The following is an 18,884-nucleotide window of genomic DNA, read 5'->3' as shown; positions in this document are numbered from 1 at the left end:
CCTGCGGCCCGCGAACGTGCGTGGTAACCTTGCCGCCATCGCAAAAGCAATCGGACATGACGTCGAGCCACGTAGGTGGAATCCACGTCGTCGCCCGAAACTTGCCTCAATCTCCTACAGAATTTGCCTAAATAACTGATGAATAAAGCAATTTCCGACCTCTCCTCGCACACCCCCATGATGCAGCAGTACTGGCGGCTGAAAAATCAGCACCCCGACCAGTTGATGTTTTATCGCATGGGTGACTTCTACGAGATCTTCTACGAAGACGCCAAGAAGGCGGCCAAGCTGCTCGACATCACGTTGACCGCCCGGGGCCAGTCAGCAGGGCAAAGCATTCCCATGTGCGGCATCCCCTATCACGCAGCGGAAGGCTATCTGGCCAAGCTGGTGAAATTGGGCGAGTCCGTGGTCATCTGTGAACAGATCGGCGATCCGGCGACCAGCAAAGGCCCGGTTGATCGTCAGGTGGTGCGCATCATCACGCCGGGCACCGTCAGCGACGAAGCGTTGCTGGACGAGCGTCGGGATAACTTGATCGCCGCCGTGCTGGGCGACGAGCGCCTGTTCGGCCTTGCCGTGCTCGACATCACCAGCGGCAATTTCACCGTGTTGGAAATCAAGGGCTGGGAAAACCTGCTGGCCGAGCTTGAGCGGATCAATCCGGTCGAGCTGCTGATTCCCGATGACTGGCCCCAAGGCCTGCCAGCGGAAAAACGCCGCGGTGCCCGTCGTCGCGCGCCGTGGGATTTCGAACGCGATTCGGCGCATAAAAGCCTGTGCCAGCAATTCTCCACTCAGGACCTGAAAGGCTTCGGCTGCGAGAACCTGACCCTGGCAATCGGCGCGGCCGGCTGTCTGCTGAGTTACGCCAAGGAAACCCAGCGCACGGCATTGCCTCACTTGCGCAGCCTGCGCCATGAACGCCTCGACGATACGGTGATTCTGGACGGCGCCAGCCGTCGCAATCTGGAACTCGACACCAATCTGGCGGGCGGCCGGGACAACACGCTGCAATCGGTCATGGATCGCTGCCAGACCGCCATGGCCACGCGCCTGTTGACCCGCTGGCTGAACCGGCCATTGCGCGATCTGCGCATCCTTCAGGCCCGGCAGGAATCAATCGGTTGCTTCCTTGAACGCTATCGCTTCGAGAACCTGCAGCCGCAACTGAAAGAAATCGGCGACATCGAGCGCATTCTCGCGCGCATCGGCCTGCGTAACGCCCGTCCCCGTGACCTGGCGCGTCTGCGTGATGCCCTGAGCGCGTTGCCCGAACTGCAATTGGCGCTGGCGGAGCTTGAAGCGCCGCACATTCAGCAATTGGCGAAAACCGCGAGCACCTACCCGGAGCTCGCCGACCTGCTGCAACGCGCAATCATCGACAATCCGCCTGCCGTCATTCGCGACGGCGGCGTACTGAAGACCGGTTACGACGCCGAGCTCGACGAGTTGCTGTCCCTGAGCGAGAACGCCGGGCAGTTCCTGATTGATCTGGAAACACGGGAGAAGGCGCGCACCGGGCTGGCCAACCTCAAGGTCGGCTACAACCGCGTGCACGGCTACTTCATCGAGCTGCCGAGCAAGCAGGCGGAACAGGCGCCGGCCGATTACATCCGCCGTCAAACGCTCAAGGGCGCCGAGCGTTTCATCACCCCCGAGCTCAAGGAATTCGAAGACAAGGCGTTGTCGGCCAAGAGCCGCGCGCTGGCTCGGGAAAAAATGCTGTACGAGACGCTGCTGGAAGACCTGATCGGGCACCTTGCGCCGCTGCAGGACACCGCCGCGGCGCTGGCCGAGCTGGATGTGCTGAGCAACCTGGCCGAGCGGGCGTTGAATCTGGACCTGAACCGTCCGCGCTTCACCGATGAGCCGTGCATGCGCATCGAGCAGGGGCGTCACCCGGTGGTTGAGCAGGTTCTTTCGTCGCCTTTCGTGGCCAATGACCTGGACCTGAACGACAGCACGCGCATGCTGGTGATCACCGGTCCTAACATGGGCGGTAAATCCACCTACATGCGCCAGACCGCTCTGATCGTGCTGCTGGCGCATATCGGCAGCTTCGTGCCGGCGGCGAGCTGCGAGCTTTCGCTGGTCGACCGTATCTTCACGCGGATCGGTTCAAGCGATGACCTGGCCGGCGGACGCTCCACCTTCATGGTGGAAATGAGCGAGACGGCGAACATTCTGCACAACGCCACCGACAAAAGCCTGGTACTGATGGATGAAGTCGGACGTGGCACCAGCACCTTCGACGGGCTCTCGCTGGCGTGGGCGGCGGCGGAATGCCTTGCCCAGCTGCGTGCGTACACGCTGTTCGCCACGCACTACTTCGAGCTGACGGTGCTGCCGGAGAGCGAGCCGCTGGTGGCCAACGTGCATCTGAATGCCACCGAGCACAACGAACGGATTGTCTTCCTGCACCGCGTGCTGCCGGGCCCGGCGAGCCAGAGCTATGGCCTTGCCGTGGCGCAACTGGCCGGCGTGCCAGGGCGCGTCATCACCCGGGCCAAGGAGCATCTGTTGCGTCTGGAGACCACCAGCCTGCCCCACGAACAGCCCAAGGCCAAGCCGGGCAAACCGCCGCTACCGATGCAGAGCGATATGTTCGCAAGTTTGCCGCACCCTGTTCTGGACGAGTTGTCGAACCTGAAGATCGACGACCTGACGCCGCGCCAGGCGCTTGAGTTGTTGTATTCGATGAAAACTCGCATCTAACGTGATTCGTAACAAGCTGTTAGAATCCCGCGCGGTTCGGGACGCTGTGAGCTTTTAGCCTGGCTTTACAGCGCACCTGGCCGCGATTGAACGCAGCGAACCAAGGTCGGACATCGCCGCGCAGGACACCTTGCCTGCCGCGTTGCTCGAGAAGCTGAGTTTTACGGCCGGGGGACGTCCCGTACCTGGCAAGCCGGACTGAACGGCCTTGCTGCCGCCGCCTGAGGAGAGAATTAGAAATGACCTTCGTCGTCACCGACAACTGCATCAAGTGCAAGTACACCGACTGCGTAGAAGTCTGTCCGGTGGACTGCTTTTACGAAGGCCCGAACTTCCTGGTGATTCACCCGGACGAGTGCATCGACTGTGCCCTTTGCGAACCTGAATGCCCTGCGAATGCGATCTTCTCGGAAGACGAGATTCCGGCTGGCATGGAGAATTTCATTCAGCTGAACGCAGAGCTGGCTGACGTCTGGCCCAACATCACGGAACGCAAGGATGCGCTGCCGGATGCTGCGCAGTGGGATGGCAAGACCGGCAAGATCGCCGATCTGGAGCGCTAAGCGTCTGGAGCGCTGCGCATTCTGCTGACACAAAAGGCCCCTCGGGGCCTTTTTGCATCGTGGACCGGTTGCAGTCGCACTTTTCTGCAGACGAAAAAAGGGGCGGTATGACCCGCCCACATTTTTTCCATAATCCCTTTAATCCTTGTTCATCATCCTGATGAATCGCGTCCTGCGATGTCCTTGAGCAGTCGTCCTTGACCGCTTGTACCAATCCGTCGGTACAGGACTGATCTTAGTGATTTAAACGGTGAGGGCAAGCGCCGAGAGTTTGCAGAAAAATTCAGCCGCTAATCGACGCTCATTTTAAATTGATAATTAAATCAATGGGATAACCATCGGCTCTCAACTGACGGAGACCTGATCCTCCAAAGAAGAGACGATAACTCACATTACGCGTAAGAAACGGCTTACAGGAGGAGTAAGCATCACTTACCCGATTGTGAAAAAGACCATCGGCCTGTCCGGTCGGTGTCACGTGACATCCATCTAAAGCGCATTCAGCTGACATAAAAAAAGCCCCGACGCGTCGGGGCTTTCGTGTTGCTGTTATCTGACTTCCGCCAACCATCGGCGGTTTATTGAAAGAGTGACTCGCTGGATAACCCATTCTTCTCGAGAATCTCGCGAAGGCGTTTCAACCCTTCCACTTGAATCTGCCGCACACGCTCTCGGGTCAGGCCGATTTCCAGCCCGACGTCTTCAAGGGTGCTGCTTTCATGCCCGCGCAGCCCGAATCGCCGGACAACGACTTCACGCTGTTTGTCGGTCAACTCGGACAGCCACTGGTCGATGCTCTGGGAGAGATCGTCGTCCTGAAGCAACTCGCACGGATCGGTCGGACGATCGTCCGTCAGCGTGTCGAGCAGCGTCTTGTCAGAATCGGGGCCCAGCGACACATCCACCGAAGACACGCGCTCATTGAGGCCCAGCATGCGCTTGACCTCACCGACCGGCTTCTCCAGCAGGTTGGCGATTTCTTCGGGAGAGGGTTCGTGATCCAGCTTTTGCGTCAGCTCCCGCGCGGCGCGCAGGTAGACGTTGAGCTCTTTGACGACATGGATCGGCAGACGAATCGTGCGCGTCTGATTCATGATCGCGCGCTCGATGGTCTGACGAATCCACCAGGTGGCGTAGGTCGAGAACCGGAATCCGCGCTCCGGATCGAATTTTTCGACTGCTCGAATCAGGCCCAGATTGCCCTCTTCGATCAGGTCCAGCAATGAAAGACCACGATTGACGTAGCGCCTGGCGATTTTCACGACCAGCCGCAGATTGCTCTCAATCATGCGTTTGCGCCCAGCCGGATCGCCGCTTTGCGACAGTCGCGCAAAGTGGACTTCTTCTTCCGGGGAGAGCAGGGGGGAAAAGCCGATTTCATTGAGATACAGCTGCGTAGCATCCAGTGCCCGAGTGTAGTCAATGTACTTATGCTGTTTGAGCGCTGCAGAGTTTTTGGGTTTTGCACGAACAGAAGGTGTAGCTGGCTTCTCATCCGTTGCAGAATCCAGGACGATTACGGGCTCCATGAGGAGAACCTCGTCGTCTATGTCAAACTCCGGCACTTCTTTGCTGAGAGCCATTGTTATAGTCCTTTGGTGAGTTCGACCTCAAGCTCCAGTGACGCCTTCTTCCGTGGCAGCACTTGAGCCTGTCCCCTCTACGCAGGAACAGGCTGACAACCGATCAGCGACGTGGCAAAAATTCCAGTGGATCTACAGGTTTACCCTGGCGGCGAATCTCGAAATGCAGTTTCACCCGGTCCGTTCCCGTCGAGCCCATCTCGGCAATACTCTGCCCTGCCTTGACCTGTTGTCCCTCCCGAACCAAGAGCCGACGGTTATGACCGTAGGCACTGACGTAGGTATCGCTGTGTTTGATGATGACCAGCTCGCCGTAGCCCCTTAAACCGCTCCCGGCGTATACCACTGCCCCATCAGACGCGGCCAAAACAGGCTGTCCCAAATCACCAGCGATATCAATTCCTTTATTCAAACTACCGTTTGAAGAGAACTTACTGATCAAAACGCCGCTTGTCGGCCATGTCCAGCCGCTTGGCGAGCGGGCGCCGGTGACCACTGTTGTGTTGACCGGCGTGGTCGTCGAGTTGCTGGTTGGCGGAGGCGTCGTCGCGGCAACGGCGCCTACCGGCCTTGAAATCACAGTGGTCTTCAGCGACCCGGAAGGCGATGTAGAACTGCTGGTCCTGGTCTGCGGAACGCCGACCGGCGCAGCGGCCACTGCCGTAGATGGCGAGTTGGCGCGCCCGTCAAAGCGGATCGTCTGACCGACATGAATGGTGAACGGCTCTGGAATGCTGTTGCGTGCAGCCAGCGCTTTCCAGTCCCAGCCGTAACGGAATGCAATGGAAAAAAGCGTGTCGCCGCGCTTCACAACATACTGGCCAGTGGTGACCGGCTGACGCGTCGGCACCGTCGATTTGCCGTTACGGTCAACAACGCGCACGCCGCCTGTTGGCGTGCTGGAGCAGCCGACCAGAAGGATACTCAGGGCAACTCCAATCACCAGACGCTGAAAACTTGTTGAAGAACTACGCTGCCGAATGACTGTGAGACTCACCCGCCACTCCCTTTACCGGTGACTGAAGAAGAAACTGCCCTGCATCGTGAAAAGACCAGGCAGCCATGGAAAAAATGGTGTGAGACGGCGCTGCGGCAGTTGGCCGAAGCATCGTTGCAAAACGCCAGCCTGTAGACCGACTGCGTTCTGTGGAATTCATTGCCGCTGCAAAATAGCGCTCAGGCCAACGGGCCGTTGAGCAGCGGGACGAAACGAACGGCGCCCAGCACATGCCGGGAGAAGCCGTTTTCCTCGCGGATGATCAGCATCAGTTGCTGCACTTCACCCGAGCCCACTGGAATCACCAAGCGACCGCCGGGGGCCAGTTGGTCCAGCAACGCCTGAGGTACGTCAGTGGCAACCGCGGTGACGATGATCCCGTTGTAGGGCGCGAGCGCCGGCCAGCCTTCCCAGCCATCGCCCCAGCGAAACACCATGTTGCGCAGGTTCAGCTCGACGAGGCGTTCCTTGGCACGGTCCTGCAGCACTTTGATGCGTTCAACGGAGAAAACCCGCTCCACCAGCTGCGCCAGCACCGCGGTCTGATAACCCGAGCCGGTGCCGATCTCCAGCACCTTGTCCAGCGGACCCGCCGCCAGCAGCAGCTCGCTCATGCGCGCCACCATGTAAGGCTGGGAAATCGTCTGGTTGTTGCCGATCGGCAGCGCGGTGTCTTCGTAGGCGCGGTGCGCCAGAGCTTCGTCGACAAACAGGTGACGGGGGGTCTTGCGAATGACGTCCAGCACCTGGGTGTTGGCGATGCCTTCTTCGCACAACCGTTGAATCAGACGCTCGCGGGTGCGCTGGGAAGTCATCCCCACGCCACGTCGTAACAGATCATCTTGCTCACGCGACATCAGGCCATTCCCTCCAGCCATGCGTTCAGGCTGTTGAAACCGTCCTGATAGGTACGATCCAGCTGCAACGGGGTGATCGACACGTAACCCTGCATCACAGCGTGGAAATCGGTGCCCGGCCCGCCGTCTTCGGCATCTCCGGCGGCAGCAATCCAGTAACCGGCCTTTCCGCGCGGATCGACCACGCGCACAGGCGCCGCCGCACGGGTGCGGTGGCCAAGACGGGTCAGCTGGATACCGCGCACGTGCGCCAGCGGCAGATTAGGGATATTCACATTCAATACGGTACGGGGTGGAAGGTCGAGACGTTCGTGGGCTTCGACCAAAAGCCGGGCAAAATGCGCGGCGGTTGCCAGGTTATCGACCTGACGCGACAAAAATGAAAAGGCAAATGACGGACGTTGCAGAAAACGACCTTCCAGCGCTGCGGCGACGGTGCCTGAATAGAGCACATCGTCGCCCAGATTGGCGCCCAGGTTGATGCCCGAAACGACCATGTCCGGCTGATCGGGCAGCAAGCCGTTGAGTCCGAGGTGGACGCAATCGGTGGGCGTGCCGTTGAGGCTGATGAAGCCGTTGTCCAAGGTATGCGGGTGCAACGGACGGTCCAGCGTCAGCGAACTGCTCGCGCCGCTTTTGTCTTGATCGGGCGCAATCACCACGCACTCGGCGTACCCGGCCAGTGCGCCATGCAGCGCAACGAGCCCGGGCGCCATGACCCCGTCATCATTTGAAATCAGAATACGCATGAGCTGTCCGTCTGCCCTGCCAGCGCGAGATCGACGAGTTCACGCACCAATGCGGTGGCGAAGCATCCGGCCGGCAGGACGAATTCCAGTTGCAGAATGTCAGGCTCGGGATAATGCCACGTCAACCGCCCGATGGGCAGTCGCAGGATGCGCCGTTCATGCTCCATTCCCGCTTTTATCAACCAGTTACAGAGCGACGCCTCGCGCAAGGCGATGCTGTTTTCAAGCTCGGCGGTAGCGCCGGACGCCGGAGAATCGCCCTCGCCCCACTGCGGCCCGGTGGGGTGCAGATCGAGGATGGCCAGTCGCGGGTCGCTGCACTCGGCTTCGCCTGCGGGGAAAAAACTGCGGCTGTCAGTGAACGCCAGCAGATCGCCCACTTGCGCTCGCTGCCAGCTGCCGTCGGCAACCCGGGCGCCCAAGACCTGATTGAACAGGTAACTGCGGGCGGTGGAGAGCAGCCGAGAGCGCACATTGCGCTGCTCGGGCAAAGCTTGACGCTCGGCATAATGCCGGGCTTCACCCAGATTCCCACCCTCATGGCCGAAACGCTGGGCGCCAAAATAATTGGGGATGCCGTGTTGCTTGATCAACTCAAGACGCGCATCGAGCCCGGCTTTGTCGGCCTGCAATTGCGTCAGACGCAGCGTGAAACCATTGGCCGCGTGGGCGCCCCGCTGCAGCTTGCGCTTGTGGCGCTTGCTGTCGAGAATTTTCAGGGAATCGTTTTCAGCCACTGACATGTCCGGATCGGCCTTGCCCGGCAACTGGATGCTGAACCACTGGCGGGTCAACGCCTGACGATCCTTCAAACCGGCATAGGCGACGGTTCGCAACGGCACGCCGGCCGCCTTGGCCAGACGCCGGGCGGCCTCCTCGGTATTCAAGCCGCGCTTTTCGACCCATAACCACAGGTGCTCACCGTCCCCGGACAGCGGGATGTCGAGCACTTCATCGACCTGAAAGTCTTCGGCGGTGGCCTTCAGCACGGCAGTACCCAGCGTGTCGCCGTAAGCGCTCGGGCCCAGAAGTTCGAGCTCGGTCATGCGCTGATCAACAACGCGACGGCATGCACGGCGATGCCCTCTTCACGGCCAGTGAAGCCCAGCTTTTCAGTGGTGGTGGCCTTGACGTTGACCTGGTCGATGTCGACTTGCAGGTCTTCGGCAATCAAGGCGCGCATGCTTTCGATGTGCGGGGCCATCTTCGGCGCCTGGGCAACGATGGTGGCATCGACGTTGCCGACCTTCCAGCCCTTGCCCTGCACCTGCTTGAGCACGTGGCGAAGGAGGACCCGGCTGTCGGCGCCCTTGAATTGCGGATCGGTGTCCGGGAAATGCTTGCCGATGTCGCCCAGCGCGGCAGCACCCAACAGGGCATCGCTCAGCGCATGCAGCACCACATCGCCATCGGAATGCGCGAGCAGACCCGACGTGTGCGCAATGCGCACGCCGCCCAAGGTAATGAAATCGCCTTCAGCGAAACGGTGCACATCGTAGCCGTGGCCAATACGCATAAAAAAACGCCCTGAAAAAGTCAGGGCGTGATTCTACCTACTTTGACCGAGATTAGGGTCGGCCCGCGCTCAATTGCCCGTGACGCTGCAATTGAAGGCGAAGACTTCAGCCGGCCAGGGCTCGGGCGTGATGGCGAAGGTGGTCTTCGATGAAGCTGGCGATGAAGTAATAGCTGTGGTCGTACCCCGGCTGCATGCGCAATTCCAGAGGATGACCGGCCGCCTTCGCCGCCTGAACCAACGATTCCGGCTTGAGCTGACTGCCGAGGAAGTCGTCGCGATCGCCTTGGTCCACCAGCAGAGGCAAGCGTTCGGTGGCTTCGGCAATGAGCACGCTGGCGTCCCATTCACGCCAGCGCGAACGGTCTTCGCCCAGGTAGCGGGAAAACGCTTTTTGTCCCCACGGGCAATCCATCGGGTTGCAGATGGGCGAGAACGCCGACACCGATTGATAGCGGCCCGGATTGCGCAATGCGCCGACCAGCGCGCCGTGGCCACCCATGGAATGCCCGCTGATGCTGCGTTTGTCCGAGGCCGGGAAGTGCGCTTCGATCAACGCGGGCAGCTCGCTGATCACGTAATCGTACATGCGGTAGTGCCGCGCCCACGGTTGCTCGGTGGCGTTCAGGTAAAAGCCGGCGCCCAGGCCGAAGTCGTAGGCCTTGTCCGGGTCATCCGGCACGTCGGCACCGCGGGGGCTGGTGTCCGGCGCCACGATGATCAACCCCAGTTCCGCCGCCACGCGCAGCGCACCGGCCTTCTGCATGAAGTTTTCATCGGTGCAGGTCAGCCCTGACAACCAGTAGACCACCGGCAGCTTGCCGCCCTGCTCCGCTTGCGGAGGCAGATACACCGCGAACACCATGTCGCAACCGAGCACATCAGAGTGATGTTTGTAACGCTTGTGCCAGCCGCCGAAGCTTTTCTGGCACGAGATGTTTTCCAGACTCATGGGCTTCTCCGGGCGGCAAGCTTCAAGCCTCGAGCGGCGGAGGTCATGACACGCCCCTCTTGCTGCTTACAGCTATAAGCTTGCCGCTGCTCCTCAGAAATGAATGACGGTACGGATGCTTTTGCCTTCGTGCATCAGGTCAAAGGCTTCGTTGATCCGGTCCAGGCCCATGGTGTGGGTGATGAAGGTGTCCAGCGGGATCTCGCCGGCCTGCGCTTTTTCGACGTAGCTTGGCAGTTCGGTGCGGCCTTTGACGCCGCCGAAAGCCGAGCCGCGCCAGACGCGACCGGTCACCAGCTGGAACGGACGCGTGGAGATTTCCTGACCTGCACCAGCGACGCCGATAATCACCGATTCGCCCCAGCCCTTGTGGCACGATTCCAGCGCCGCACGCATCAGATTCACATTGCCTACGCACTCGAAGCTGTAATCGACGCCGCCGTCGGTCATTTCAACGATGACTTCCTGAATCGGCTTGTCGTGGTCCTTTGGATTGACGAATTCTGTTGCACCCAGTTCACGGGCCACGTCGAATTTGGACGGGTTGATGTCGACCGCGATGATGCGCGAGGCCTTGGCCATTTTTGCGCCAATGATCGCCGCTAGGCCAATGCCGCCCAGACCGAAGACCGCCACAGTGGCGCCCTCCTCGACTTTGGCCGTGTTCAGCACCGCGCCGATACCGGTGGTGACGCCGCAACCCAGCAGGCAGACCTTCTCCAGCGGCGCTTCCTTGGGGATTTTTGCGAGTGAGATTTCCGGGACAACGGTGTATTCGGAGAACGTCGAGCAGCCCATGTAGTGGTAGATCGGCTGGCCGTTGTAGCTGAAACGGGTGGTGCCGTCGGGCATCAGGCCTTTGCCTTGGGTGGCGCGGACTTTCTGGCAGAGGTTGGTTTTGCCGGATTTGCAGAATTTGCACTCGCGGCATTCGGCGGTGTACAGCGGAATGACGTGGTCGCCCACGGCGAGCGAGGTCACGCCTTCGCCGATGGCTTCAACGACGCCGCCGCCTTCGTGCCCGAGGATGCACGGGAAGACGCCTTCGGAATCGGCGCCGGACAGGGTGTAGGCATCGGTGTGGCAAACGCCGGATGCGACGGTACGAATCAACACTTCGCCAGCTTCAGGCGCCTCAACGTCCACTTCGACGATCTGCAGTGGTTCATTGGGCGCAAAAGCAACGGCAGCACGTGACTTGATCATCATGATCTCCAGCTAAATAAAAACGAGCCATGAGTGTAATGCAGTGCTAGCTGATTAATAATCGGCCTGAAAGCAAAACATTAATGCTGTCCAGGGACAATCTATGCAGGTCAATCGCTGGGAAGGTCTGGACGAGTTCGTCGCCGTCGCCGAGTGCGGGCAGTTCACCGCCGCGGCTGAGCGACTAGGGGTGTCTTCATCGCACATCAGTCGACAGATCGCACGGCTGGAAGAGCGCTTGCAGACACGCTTGCTCTATCGCAGCACCCGGAAAGTCGCGCTGACCGAAGCCGGTCAGACGTTTCTGCATCACTGTCAACGCCTGCAGGACGGGCGAGAAGAAGCGCTGCGCGCGGTGACCGACCTGACCAGCGAGCCGAAGGGGTTGCTGCGGATGACCTGCGCCGTGGCGTACGGCGAGCGGTTCATCGCCCCGCTGGTGACACGCTTCATGGAGGACTACCCGCAACTGCGCGTGGACATCGAGCTGACCAACAACACGCTGGATCTGGTGCATGAAGGCCTGGACTTGGCGATCCGGCTGGGTCGGTTGCAGGAATCGCGACTGGTGGCCGCCCGACTGGCGCCGCGCAAGATGTACCTGTGCGCCTCTCCCGCTTATCTCGAACGGTACGGCCGGCCCCACAGCGTGTCGGAACTGGCGCGACACAACTGCCTGATCGGCAGCTCGGACAGTTGGCTATTGCAACTAAACGGACGGGAATTTTCCCAGCGGGTGCAAGGCAACTGGCGCTGCAACAGTGGGCAGGCAGTGCTGGATGCGGCATTGCGCGGGATCGGGCTGTGTCAGCTTCCGGATTACTATGTGCTGGAGCATCTCAAGCGCGGTGCGCTGGTGTCGTTACTGGATGCCCATCAGCCGCCGAACACCGCCGTCTGGGCGCTGTACCCGCAGCAGCGGCATCTGTCGCCCAAGGTGAGGAAGCTGGTGGACTACCTGAAGGCGGGACTGGCTTCCCGGGAGGAGTACAGCCTGTAGGCGGATTAGCCGTTGAATTCCACACGCCGCTGGCGCAGCCACTCCAAGTCTTCCGGGCGGGTGACCTTGATGTTGTCTGCACGCCCTTCAATCAGACGCGGCGATTGCCCGGCCCACTCGATGGCCGAGGCTTCATCGGTGATCGCCACATTCGACACCAGACTGTCCGCCAGCGCGCGATGCAGCGCCCCCAGACGAAACATCTGCGGCGTATAGGCCTGCCAGATAAGGCTGCGATCCACCGTTTCGGTCACGCGGCCATTGGCATCGGCGCGCTTGAGGGTGTCTTTGGCCGGCACCGCCAGCAAGCCGCCGACCGGATCATCCGCCAGTTCGCCGAGCAGACGATCGAGGTCCGACCGCGCCAAATTCGGGCGTGCTGCGTCATGCACCAGCACCCAGTCGTTGTCATCGGCGCCATTGGCGTGCAGGTGCAGCAGTGCATTGAGCACCGAGTCCGCACGCTCTTTGCCCCCTGCAACCTGCTGAATCCGGGAATCCAGCGCGCAAGGCAATGCAGGCCAATACGGGTCATCCACAGCCAGGCTGACCACCAGGCCCTTGAGCCGGGGGTGATCGAGAAAACAAAGCAGGCTGTGTTCAATAATCGTGAGGCCGCCCAATTGCAGGTATTGCTTGGGGCGGTCTGCCGCCATGCGCGCGCCCACGCCCGCTGCGGGAATCACTGCCCAAAAGGCAGGTAGGGATTGAGTCATTACACCAACGTCACTGTGCCAACTGATAAAGGGTTTCGCCGTCCTTGACCATGCCCAATTCATGACGGGCACGCTCTTCAACGGTTTCGAGGCCTTTTTTCAGCTCCAGCACTTCCGCGTCCAAGACCCGGTTACGCTCCAGCAGAGCATCGTTTTCGGCGTGTTGATCGGCGATTTGCTGCGTCAGACTGGCCACCTGCGCGAGACTGCCGTTACCTACCCATAGGCGATACTGCAAGCCAGCGAGCATCAAAAGCAGAACGAGGAACAACCAGTTAGGACTGCGCATTGTGAATATCTGTTACCCGGCGAATAAAGACAGCAAAAACGACCATTTCAAATGCCCATAAGCCCGGTGGTCACCGGGCTCATGGATCAGGACGACAAGAGAAGTCACCTTTAAGAGACTTCTCCTACAACGCCTGCTGCCTTTTTACCACCTTTGCAATCAGCCGCGAAACTCGCCGCGACCACGGTACACCGCTTTGGCGCCCAGTTGCTCTTCGATACGCAGCAGCTGGTTGTACTTGGCGATACGGTCGGAACGGCTCAACGAACCGGTCTTGATCTGGCCGGCAGCGGTGCCCACGGCCAGGTCGGCAATGGTGGAGTCTTCGGTTTCGCCGGAACGGTGCGAGATCACGGCGGTGTAACCCGCAGCCTTGGCCATCTGGATGGCTTCCAGCGTTTCGGTCAGAGTGCCGATCTGGTTGAACTTGATCAGGATCGAGTTACCGATCTTCTTGTCGATGCCTTCTTTCAGGATCTTGGTGTTGGTCACGAACAGGTCGTCGCCCACCAACTGGATCTTGTCGCCGATTTTGTCGGTGAGGACTTTCCAGCCATCCCAGTCCGATTCGTCCAGACCGTCTTCGATGGAGATGATCGGGTGCTTGCTGACCAGATCAGCCAGGTAGTCGGCGAAACCGGCGGAGTCGTATTCGCCTTCTTCGCTCAGCACGTACTTGCCGTTCTTGTAGAACTCGCTTGCTGCGCAGTCCAGCGCCAGGGTCACGTCGGTGCCCAGCTTGTAGCCCGCGTTGGCAACGGCTTCAGCGATGGCGTCCAGTGCGTCACCGTTGGAGTTCAGGTTCGGTGCGAAGCCACCTTCGTCGCCCACGGCAGTGTTCAGGCCGCGCGCTTTCAACACCGCTTTGAGGTGGTGGAAAATCTCGGTGCCCCAGCGCAGGCCTTCGGAGAAGGTCTTGGCGCCCACTGGCTGAATCATGAATTCCTGGATGTCGATGTTGTTATCGGCATGCTCGCCACCGTTGATGATGTTCATCATCGGGACCGGCATCGAGTAAACACCCGGCGTGCCGTTCAGGTTGGCGATGTGCGCGTACAACGGCAGATCCTGGTCCTGAGCGGCCGCTTTGGCAGCAGCCAGGGACACAGCGAGGATCGCGTTGGCGCCCAGGCTGGCTTTGTTCTCGGTGCCGTCCAGCTGGATCATCGCGTGATCCAGGGCTTTCTGGTCAACCGGGTCTTTGCCCAGCAGCAGGTCGCGGATCGGGCCATTGATGTTGGCCACAGCCTTCAGAACGCCCTTGCCCATGTAACGGCTCTTGTCGCCATCACGCAGCTCGAGCGCTTCACGCGAGCCGGTGGAAGCACCGGACGGCGCGCAGGCGCTGCCGATGATGCCGTTGTCGAGGAGCACGTCTGCTTCCACGGTGGGATTGCCACGGGAGTCGAGAACTTCACGACCTTTGATGTCGACGATTTTTGCCATTGTTGTTAACACTCCAAGATTGACGAAAACGACGCAGCTGGGAAAACGATTCGGCGTCTCAGGGCTCTAGGACAACGGGCAGGCCCTGAAACGACAATTTTCCCGACCCTTTGGTCGGGAAAACAACGAACGGCACTCTACCGGAGGGCTCGGCGCCGGAGAAGCGGGTTTTACGCCGTTTCGATCGTCGGGAAGCTTTTAACGAGTTCGTCGAGCGCCTTGAGCTGGGCCAGAAACGGCTCCAGCTTGTCCAGGCGCAGGGCGCAGGGACCGTCACATTTGGCGTTGTCCGGATCCGGGTGGGCTTCCAGAAACAGACCGGCCAGGCCCTGACTCATCCCGGCCTTGGCCAGATCGGTCACCTGGGCGCGACGACCGCCAGCGGAGTCGGAGCGACCGCCCGGCATCTGCAAGGCGTGGGTCACGTCGAAGAACACCGGGTATTCGAACGATTTCATGATGCCGAAACCGAGCATATCGACGACCAGGTTGTTGTAACCGAAGCTCGAACCACGCTCGCACAGGATCAACTGATCGTTACCCGCTTCCACGCACTTGGCGAGGATGTGCTTCATCTCGTGAGGCGCGAGGAACTGGGCTTTCTTGATGTTGATCACGGCGCCGGTCTTGGCCATGGCCACGACCAGGTCAGTCTGGCGGGACAGGAAGGCCGGCAACTGAATGATGTCGCAGACTTCCGCCACGGTCGCGGCCTGATCAGGCTCGTGCACGTCGGTGATGATCGGCACGCCGAAGGCTTGCTTGATGTCCTGGAAAATCCGCATGCCTTCTTCAAGGCCCGGACCACGGTACGAAGTCACCGAAGAGCGGTTGGCCTTGTCGAAGCTGGCCTTGAACACGTAGGGAATGCCGAGCTTCTCGGTCACTCGCACGTATTCTTCACAGACCTGCATCGCCATGTCGCGCGACTCGAGGACGTTCATGCCGCCGAACAGAACCATAGGCTTGTCGTTGGCGATGTCGATCGAGCCGACGCGGATGATTTTCTGTGCCATGTGATAAATCCCTGTCAGCCGTTCTTCTGGTGTTGAGCAAGCGCTGCCTTGACGAAACCACTGAACAACGGGTGGCCGTCGCGGGGCGTGGAGGTGAACTCGGGGTGGAACTGGCACGCCACGAACCACGGATGGTCAGGAGACTCGACCACTTCAACCAGCGCGCCATCACCGGAGCGACCGGAGATTTTCAGACCGGCCTCGACCAGTTGCGGCAGCAGATTGTTGTTCACTTCATAACGGTGACGATGGCGCTCGACGATGACGTCGTTTGCGTAGCAATCGTGCACCAGCGACCCCGGCTCCAGCAGACACTCCTGGGCGCCCAGACGCATGGTGCCGCCCAGGTCCGAGGTCTCGGTGCGGGTTTCGACAGCACCGGTGGCGTCTTCCCATTCGGTGATCAGACCGACGACAGGATGCTGGCTGGCGCGATCGAACTCGGTGGAGTTGGCGTCTTTCCAGCCCAGCACGTTACGGGCGAACTCGATGACCGCCACCTGCATGCCCAGGCAGATCCCCAGGTACGGCACCTTGTTTTCGCGAGCGAACTGCACCGCCGTGATCTTGCCCTCGACGCCGCGCAGACCGAAGCCGCCCGGGACGAGAATCGCGTCAACGCCTTCGAGCAGGCCGGTGCCCTGGTTTTCGATGTCTTCGGAATCGATATAGCGCAGGTTGACCTTGGTGCGGTTGCTGATGCCGGCGTGACTCATCGCTTCGATCAGCGACTTGTACGCATCGAGCAGCTCCATGTACTTGCCGACCATTGCGATGGTGACTTCGTGTTCCGGATTGAGCTTGGCGTCGACGACCTTTTCCCACTCGGACAGGTCGGCGCTGCCGCACTGCAGACCGAAGCGCTCGACGACGAAATCGTCAAGGCCCTGGGAATGCAGGATGCCCGGGATCTTGTAGATGGTGTCGGCGTCTTCGAGGGCGATGACCGCGCGCTCTTCAACGTTGGTGAACTGCGCGATCTTGCGGCGCGACGAGATGTCGATCGGGTGGTCGGAACGGCAGACCAGTACGTCTGGCTGCAGGCCGATCGAACGGAGTTCCTTCACCGAATGCTGAGTCGGCTTGGTCTTGGTCTCGCCCGCGGTGGCGATGTACGGAACCAGCGTCAGGTGCATGAGCATGGCGCGCTTGGCGCCCACTTCGAAACGCAGCTGACGGATCGCTTCGAGGAACGGTTGCGACTCGATGTCGCCCACGGTGCCGCCGATTTCGACCATGGCGACGTCGGCATCGCCGGCGCCCTTGATGATGCGACGCTTGATTTCGTCGGTGATGTGCGGGATCACCTGAATGGTCGCGCCCAGATAATCACCACGGCGCTCTTTGCGCAGGACGTGTTCGTACACACGGCCGGTGGTGAAGTTGTTGTTCTGGGTCATGGTGGTGCGAATGAAACGCTCGTAGTGACCCAGGTCCAGGTCAGTCTCGGCGCCGTCGTGGGTGACGAACACCTCACCGTGCTGGAACGGACTCATGGTGCCGGGGTCGACGTTGATGTAGGGGTCCAGCTTGAGCATGGTGACCTTAAGTCCCCTCGCCTCCAGGATGGCCGCCAATGAAGCCGAGGCGATGCCTTTCCCCAATGAAGAAACAACACCGCCCGTGACGAAGATGTAGCGCGTCATGAAAAACCCTAGAAGTCTGCGTTAAAGCGGTCAGAGCCGCCGGGGAAAGCGAAGGAAGGCCGAAGCCCCCGACAACCTGCGTGTATCACTGCGCATTTTCGAATCTGTCGCGCCCAAGTCAACGACCGACCTTGAAAAGGTCTGTCCATGGCTCGCCACATTTTTGAGAATCGCCCAGTAAAGACTGGCTGGTAATCGGCAACTTGCATCGTTCCGAAAGGATCGACATAAGCTGTATCAAGAAGGGAGCGTAGTCTACCGGAAACGCCCATTCAGCTCAAACTTTGGTCATTCGTCGGTGGCAACCAGTGCAATCGCCAGTCGCCACGGGGGCTGGCGTCCAGTCCCGGCAGGTTTGCCACGGCCAATAACTGCTCGCCGCGGTACAACAGCGGCAATCGGCCGCGCAGAAACACCGGCACACCCTTCTCGTTGAGCAGCCTTTTCAGGTCTCGACGTCCACGGTCCGGCACATCGAAGGTTTCGCCGCCCTGGCGGTAGTGCACGTGCAGACCGCCCGCCGGCGCAGCGCCGAGGATCTGCAGCATGCCGTTGCCCGGCAGCGTGAGGGGTTGCGAGGCCAGGGACCAGTGTTGCGAGCCGGCGACATTTTTCAGCCAGATCCCCGACAGCCACCAGATGCGCCCCTCGGCCCGGTGCATCTGACCCTCGGCCAGTCGCCAGATGGGCCGACCGTCCGGACCGGCATCGCGCAACGAGTCCCAGCCCGCCCAGTGATCGGTATCGGGCAATCGAGTGAGCGGCGCCAGCCAGTGGCGCAGTGCATTGCGTTGCCGGGCAGGAGACAGCGCTTCGAGCGGCGCGAGCTCAAGAGACGGCATGTCCAGCCAGGGCCAGGGGCACGGGGTATCGGCCAAAGCCAGATCCTGCACCGCAAGTTCGTCCAGCAACTGCTGGGCTTCGGCCAGATGCCCGGCGCTGCGGGCCATGCTCGCAATCGCTTGCGGCCAGCGGCTCGTCACCAGCGGCAGCACATGGCTGCGCAGGTAGTTGCGCGAAAAACGGCTGTCTTTGTTGCTCGGGTCCTCGATCCAGCTCAAACCCTGTTCCCGGGCATAGGCCTCCAGGGTGGCGCCGGATTCGTCCAGCAGCGGCCGAAGCAACTGTCCTGCGCCCAACGGACGCTGCGCCGGCATGGCGGCCAGTCCGCGCACCCCGGCGCCACGCAGCAGTCGGAACAGCAAGGTTTCAGCCTGATCGTCACGGTGCTGGGCCGTGAGCAGCACCTCGCCGGGCCCTAGGGTTGAGTTGAATGCGGCGTAGCGAGCGTCGCGTGCCGCTTGCTCAAGACTTGCACCGGGGCGCATCTGGACGTCGATGACCTGCATCGGCACGCCCAGAATCTGGCACATCTGCCGACAATGCACCGGCCACGAGGCGGCCACAGCCTGAAGGCCATGGTTGACGTGAACCGCAGTCAGAGGGGGAAGCGCGTGAACCCTGGCCAGTTCGGCCAGCAGATGAAGCAGGACGGTGGAATCGAGCCCACCAGAGAAAGCGACCCGCCAGCCGGCTGCATCACGCCAGGGTTCAAGGCGTGACAGCAGACGTCTGGAGAGTGCGAGTGTGATGCTGTCCGGTTTGCTCATGCTGGTTAACCCTGCTTAAA

17 protein-coding genes are annotated in these 18,884 nt (G+C 60.6%); 3 read left to right on the top strand and 14 right to left on the bottom strand.

The genetic code is table 11. The annotated features are described in order from the left end of the window. Positions 1 to 150: 150 nt before the first annotated feature. The gene (gene mutS, locus SLW75_RS11205) at positions 151 to 2,718 is read left to right on the top strand and encodes a DNA mismatch repair protein MutS (protein ID WP_192132495.1); all 2,568 of its coding nucleotides are present in this window, start codon (positions 151 to 153) and stop codon (positions 2,716 to 2,718) included. A 239-nt stretch (positions 2,719 to 2,957) separates the two neighbouring features. Further along, complete coding sequence (fdxA, locus tag SLW75_RS11200) at positions 2,958 to 3,281, top strand: ferredoxin FdxA (protein WP_065989796.1); 324 nt, start codon at positions 2,958 to 2,960, stop codon at positions 3,279 to 3,281. Positions 3,282 to 3,859: 578 nt separating this feature from the next. Here fdxA and rpoS read toward each other — a convergent pair. The 8 genes from rpoS to SLW75_RS11160 form a co-directional block, all read right to left on the bottom strand. Continuing rightward, positions 3,860 to 4,864, bottom strand: coding sequence for an RNA polymerase sigma factor RpoS (rpoS, locus tag SLW75_RS11195; RefSeq protein ID WP_065989798.1), 1,005 nt, complete (start codon positions 4,862 to 4,864; stop codon positions 3,860 to 3,862). A gap of 103 nt (positions 4,865 to 4,967) precedes the next feature. Continuing rightward, positions 4,968 to 5,861, bottom strand: a complete 894-nt coding sequence (locus tag SLW75_RS11190) for a peptidoglycan DD-metalloendopeptidase family protein (RefSeq protein ID WP_065989802.1) — start codon at positions 5,859 to 5,861, stop codon at positions 4,968 to 4,970. A gap of 179 nt (positions 5,862 to 6,040) precedes the next feature. Further along, complete coding sequence (locus SLW75_RS11185) at positions 6,041 to 6,676, bottom strand: protein-L-isoaspartate(D-aspartate) O-methyltransferase (RefSeq protein ID WP_172610991.1); 636 nt, start codon at positions 6,674 to 6,676, stop codon at positions 6,041 to 6,043. Positions 6,677 to 6,717: 41 nt separating this feature from the next. Next, positions 6,718 to 7,467 carry a 5'/3'-nucleotidase SurE gene (gene surE / locus SLW75_RS11180; RefSeq protein WP_065989806.1) on the bottom strand — a complete coding sequence of 250 codons (750 nt, stop codon included), beginning with the start codon at positions 7,465 to 7,467 and terminating at the stop codon, positions 6,718 to 6,720. Continuing rightward, entirely contained in the window at positions 7,455 to 8,513 is a 1,059-nt protein-coding gene (gene truD, locus SLW75_RS11175) for a tRNA pseudouridine(13) synthase TruD (protein WP_410934481.1), read from the bottom strand. The genes surE and truD overlap by 13 nt, the downstream gene beginning before the upstream one ends. Further along, positions 8,510 to 8,983 carry a 2-C-methyl-D-erythritol 2,4-cyclodiphosphate synthase gene (ispF, locus tag SLW75_RS11170; protein ID WP_122622973.1) on the bottom strand — a complete coding sequence of 158 codons (474 nt, stop codon included), beginning with the start codon at positions 8,981 to 8,983 and terminating at the stop codon, positions 8,510 to 8,512. The genes truD and ispF overlap by 4 nt, the downstream gene beginning before the upstream one ends. A 106-nt stretch (positions 8,984 to 9,089) precedes the next feature. Beyond that, positions 9,090 to 9,935 (bottom strand): S-formylglutathione hydrolase, encoded by an 846-nt coding sequence (gene fghA / locus SLW75_RS11165; protein ID WP_410934480.1) that lies wholly within the window; start codon positions 9,933 to 9,935, stop codon positions 9,090 to 9,092. A 93-nt stretch (positions 9,936 to 10,028) separates the two neighbouring features. Beyond that, complete coding sequence (locus tag SLW75_RS11160; RefSeq protein WP_410934479.1) at positions 10,029 to 11,141, bottom strand: S-(hydroxymethyl)glutathione dehydrogenase/class III alcohol dehydrogenase; 1,113 nt, start codon at positions 11,139 to 11,141, stop codon at positions 10,029 to 10,031. A gap of 103 nt (positions 11,142 to 11,244) precedes the next feature. Here SLW75_RS11160 and SLW75_RS11155 point away from each other — a divergent pair, with 103 nt between their 5' ends. Next, positions 11,245 to 12,141 carry a LysR substrate-binding domain-containing protein gene (locus tag SLW75_RS11155; protein WP_410934478.1) on the top strand — a complete coding sequence of 299 codons (897 nt, stop codon included), beginning with the start codon at positions 11,245 to 11,247 and terminating at the stop codon, positions 12,139 to 12,141. 5 nt (positions 12,142 to 12,146) lie between these two features. Here the strand turns inward: SLW75_RS11155 and ispD are convergent, their stop codons facing one another. The 6 genes from ispD to tilS all read right to left on the bottom strand — a co-directional run bounded on the left by ispD (position 12,147) and on the right by tilS (position 18,864). Next, the gene (gene ispD / locus SLW75_RS11150) at positions 12,147 to 12,857 is read right to left on the bottom strand and encodes a 2-C-methyl-D-erythritol 4-phosphate cytidylyltransferase (protein WP_065989818.1); all 711 of its coding nucleotides are present in this window, start codon (positions 12,855 to 12,857) and stop codon (positions 12,147 to 12,149) included. Between the two features lie 10 nt (positions 12,858 to 12,867). Beyond that, the gene (ftsB, locus tag SLW75_RS11145) at positions 12,868 to 13,146 is read right to left on the bottom strand and encodes a cell division protein FtsB (protein ID WP_037014212.1); all 279 of its coding nucleotides are present in this window, start codon (positions 13,144 to 13,146) and stop codon (positions 12,868 to 12,870) included. 159 nt (positions 13,147 to 13,305) lie between these two features. Then, positions 13,306 to 14,592: a phosphopyruvate hydratase gene (gene eno, locus SLW75_RS11140; protein WP_122537377.1), complete on the bottom strand. Its 1,287-nt coding sequence runs from the start codon at positions 14,590 to 14,592 to the stop codon at positions 13,306 to 13,308. 170 nt (positions 14,593 to 14,762) lie between these two features. Next, a complete protein-coding gene (gene kdsA, locus SLW75_RS11135) occupies positions 14,763 to 15,608 on the bottom strand; it encodes a 3-deoxy-8-phosphooctulonate synthase (RefSeq protein ID WP_065989822.1) in 846 nt (281 codons plus the stop codon). Positions 15,609 to 15,622: 14 nt separating this feature from the next. Continuing rightward, the gene (locus SLW75_RS11130) at positions 15,623 to 17,254 is read right to left on the bottom strand and encodes a CTP synthase (RefSeq protein WP_192132158.1); all 1,632 of its coding nucleotides are present in this window, start codon (positions 17,252 to 17,254) and stop codon (positions 15,623 to 15,625) included. A 272-nt stretch (positions 17,255 to 17,526) separates the two neighbouring features. Further along, positions 17,527 to 18,864 carry a tRNA lysidine(34) synthetase TilS gene (gene tilS / locus SLW75_RS11125; RefSeq protein WP_410934477.1) on the bottom strand — a complete coding sequence of 446 codons (1,338 nt, stop codon included), beginning with the start codon at positions 18,862 to 18,864 and terminating at the stop codon, positions 17,527 to 17,529. Positions 18,865 to 18,884: the final 20 nt, after the last annotated feature.

It is taken from the genome of Pseudomonas sp. W5-01 (assembly GCF_046540435.1).
Taxonomy (GTDB): domain Bacteria; phylum Pseudomonadota; class Gammaproteobacteria; order Pseudomonadales; family Pseudomonadaceae; genus Aquipseudomonas; species Aquipseudomonas graminis_B.
This window is presented reverse-complemented; position numbering and strand designations above follow the sequence as displayed.